General features: G+C 63.0%; 3 protein-coding genes. 1 reads left to right on the forward strand and 2 read right to left on the reverse strand.

Going from position 1 to position 3,036, the window contains the following annotated elements; all coding sequences use genetic code 11:
• Both EN994_RS24705 and EN994_RS24710 read right to left on the reverse strand, forming a co-directional pair.
• Positions 1–459 (reverse strand): alpha/beta hydrolase (locus EN994_RS24705; protein WP_164746147.1); only part of this gene is annotated, 459 nt, incomplete at its 3' end.
• 4 nt (positions 460–463) lie between these two features.
• The gene (locus EN994_RS24710; RefSeq protein ID WP_024503019.1) at positions 464–1,396 is read right to left on the reverse strand and encodes a VOC family protein; all 933 of its coding nucleotides are present in this window, start codon (positions 1,394–1,396) and stop codon (positions 464–466) included.
• Positions 1,397–1,621: 225 nt separating this feature from the next.
• Here EN994_RS24710 and EN994_RS24715 point away from each other — a divergent pair.
• The coding region (locus tag EN994_RS24715; protein ID WP_127307872.1) for an alkaline phosphatase family protein at positions 1,622–3,036 on the forward strand (1,415 nt) is incomplete at its 3' end.

Consider the following 3,036-nt stretch of genomic DNA (forward strand, 5'->3'; position numbering starts at 1 on the left):
GCGCTTGCCGGCGGTCACCAGGATATGGCGGCCGGCGAGGCTGCCCTTGACCTCAGGTTCGAACGGGATCAGCGGATGCATCAGCACCGACGCGTCGAACAGCGCTGGAACCGCGAACACCACCGAGGCTAGGACATTGGCGCCGTTGGAATAGCCGAGACCCAGCACGGCCGATGGCTTCGCTGCTTCAACATGGGCCTTGACGAAGCCCGCCATCTTGGTCGTCGCCCGCGCCAGGTCGTCCATATCGTAGATGCCCTCGGCGGCGCGGCGAAAGAAGCGCGCGGCACCTTGTTCCGACACATCACCGCGCGGCGAGACGATGGTTGCCTGGGGCGCGAGATCGCGCCCCAGCGACAGAAGCTGATTCTCATCGCCTCCCGTGCCATGGAAGACGAACAGCAATGGACCGCCCGGCGAACCGGGCAGCACCTTGTGGATGTAAGCGTCCTTGCTCATGGTCTCAGCCTTCCAACTTCTGCAGATGCTGCTCGAGATAGGGCCGCAGGTGCTGGTGCTGCGTCGGCAGCTTCAGCGCCTCGCCCAGATGAGCGGTATCCTCGTCGCGATCGAATCCCGGCTCGTTGGTGGCGACTTCGAACAGCACGCCACCCGGTGTGCGGAAATAGATCGCCCAGAAGTAGTCGCGGTCGATCACCGGCGTCACCCCATAGCCGGTGTCCATCAACGCCTTGCGTACTTCCAGCTGCCTGGCGCGGTTCTCGACCGCGAAGGCGACGTGATGGACGGAGCCGGCGCCGAGATCGGCGAAGGCCGTGCTCGGCAGCGATTCGATGTCGATGACATCGGCGCCATTGCCGTTCTTCACCGCCAGCCGCCTGAGATTGCCGGACTTGTCGACTTCCTCATAGCCCATGAACTTCAGCAGCTCTTCCGTGGCGCCGCCATCCTTCAGCCTGAGCGACACGGAATGAAAGCCTCGGATCGCCTCATCCGTGGGAACGCCGCCTTTCGCCCAGGGTGCTCTGCTGTCGCTCTTGCACTCGACCAGCGCGAAGCCGTCACCATCCGGTCCGGCAAAAGCCAGGCGCTTCTCACCGAAGGTTTCTTCGCGCGAGAGGCCGGTGACGCCCTCATCGGCAAAGCGTTTTTCCCAATAGCCAAGCGTGCCTTCCGGCACCGAGTAGACGGTGGTTCCGACTTCCCCGACCCCATGCCGGCCCTTGCCGATGTCGGGGAAGGGGAAATAGGTCATCACCGAACCCGGCGTACCGGCCTCGTCACCGTAGTAAAGATGGTAAACATCGGGCGCGTCGAAATTGACGGTCTTCTTGACCCGGCGCTGACCGAGTTTCCTGGTGAAGAAATCGTTGTTCTGGCGGGCATCCCTGGCCATCGACGTGACGTGATGCAGGCCCTTGATCTGGTCGAGCATTGTCTTGCTCCTTCCCTTGGTACATGTGCGGCCCTCGCCGCTGTCCACGCCAATATGAGGACCAGGGCAGTTTCCGCAAAGGCGGCAAACACAGAATAGACTGTGTCATAAAAGTGAACGATGGAACAAGGTTCGTTCACCAATTGGCTCGCAGGTCAGACTTGCGCCATGGCCAGAATTCGGTTCCATAAACGGCGTTCGACATCCGGGACAAAGGTATCGTGAGTGACTGGAAAAGCCAGGCGGCCTAACATTCTCCTGATCACATGCGACCAGTGGCGCGGCGATTGTCTGTCCGCCGCCGGTCATCCGATCGTGCGAACGCCGAATGCCGACGCTTTGGCCGCGGAGGGCGTGCTGTTCAAGCGGCATTATGGCGGCGCGGCGCCCTGCTCGCCCGCTCGCGCCTGCCTCTATACCGGCCTCTACCAGATGAACAACCGCGTCTGCCGCAATGGCACGCCGCTCGACGCTCGCCACGGCAACATTGCGCTTTCGGCTCGCGCCCTGGGCTATGATCCGACGCTGTTCGGCTACACCGATGTGTCGCTCGATCCGCGCCTGCTGGCGCCAGGCGATCCGCGGCTGCAAAGCTATGAAGGCGTGCTGCCGGGCTTTACGGTGCGCCAGTTGCTGCCCGAGCATCAGAAGCAATGGCTATCCTGGCTGGAACTACAAGGTGTCGACGCCAGCGCCGGATCTCCCGACATCCATCGCCCGGTGGCCGACGGCGCGGTCGGAACCACCGTCGACAACGCGCCGCCCGTCTACTCCGGGCAGCAAACCCCGGCGGCCTTCCTGACCGGCGAATTCGCGCGTTGGCTTGGCGAACAGGAGCACGCCGCGCCGTGGTTCGCGCATCTTTCCTTCATCAGCCCGCACCCGCCCTTCATAGTGCCGGAGCCCTACAACACAATGTACGATCCGGCTGACGGCCCGGCCTTTCGGCGCGCGGCAAGTTGGCAGGAGGAGGCGGAAAACCATCCCTATCTAGCCTATGATCTCGGCCGGCAGAAACAGATGAAATTCCGCCCCGACGCCAGCGGCAAGGTGCACGACTGGAGCGAAGACGATTTTCGCGTCCTCCGCGCGATCTATTACGGCATGATTGCCGAGGTCGACGCCCAGCTCGGCCGCATCTGGCAAGCGGTCAAGGCGGCCGGCGCGTGGGACGACACCATCGTCGTGCTGACCTCGGACCATGCCGAGATGATGGGCGACCATTTCATGCTGGGCAAGGGAGGCTATTTCGACGGCAGCTACCACATTCCGCTGATCATCCGCGATCCGCGCCACGGCAAGGCGGCCGGCGGCAAGGTCGACAGCTTCACCGAAGCGGTCGACATTTTGCCGACGTTTCTCGACCTGCTCGGCGAAGAGCCCGCGCCGCATCTCGACGGCAGGTCGCTGAAGCCGTTCCTGAGCGGAGAGGCCCCGGCGGCGTGGCGCGATGCCGCGCATTGGGAGTTCGATTTCCGCTCGGTTGCCGCGGGCGAGGCCGAACGCCATTTCGGCATCGCCTCACGCCAATGCAATCTCGCCGTAATCCGCACGGAACATTTCAAATATGTGCATTTCGGCGGCAACCTGCCGCCGCTGCTGTTCGATCTGGAAAACGATCCGGACGAATTGGACAACCT

Origin of the sequence: Mesorhizobium sp. M7A.F.Ca.CA.002.09.1.1 (genome assembly GCF_003998555.1) — a bacterium.
Lineage (GTDB): Bacteria > Pseudomonadota > Alphaproteobacteria > Rhizobiales > Rhizobiaceae > Mesorhizobium > Mesorhizobium ciceri.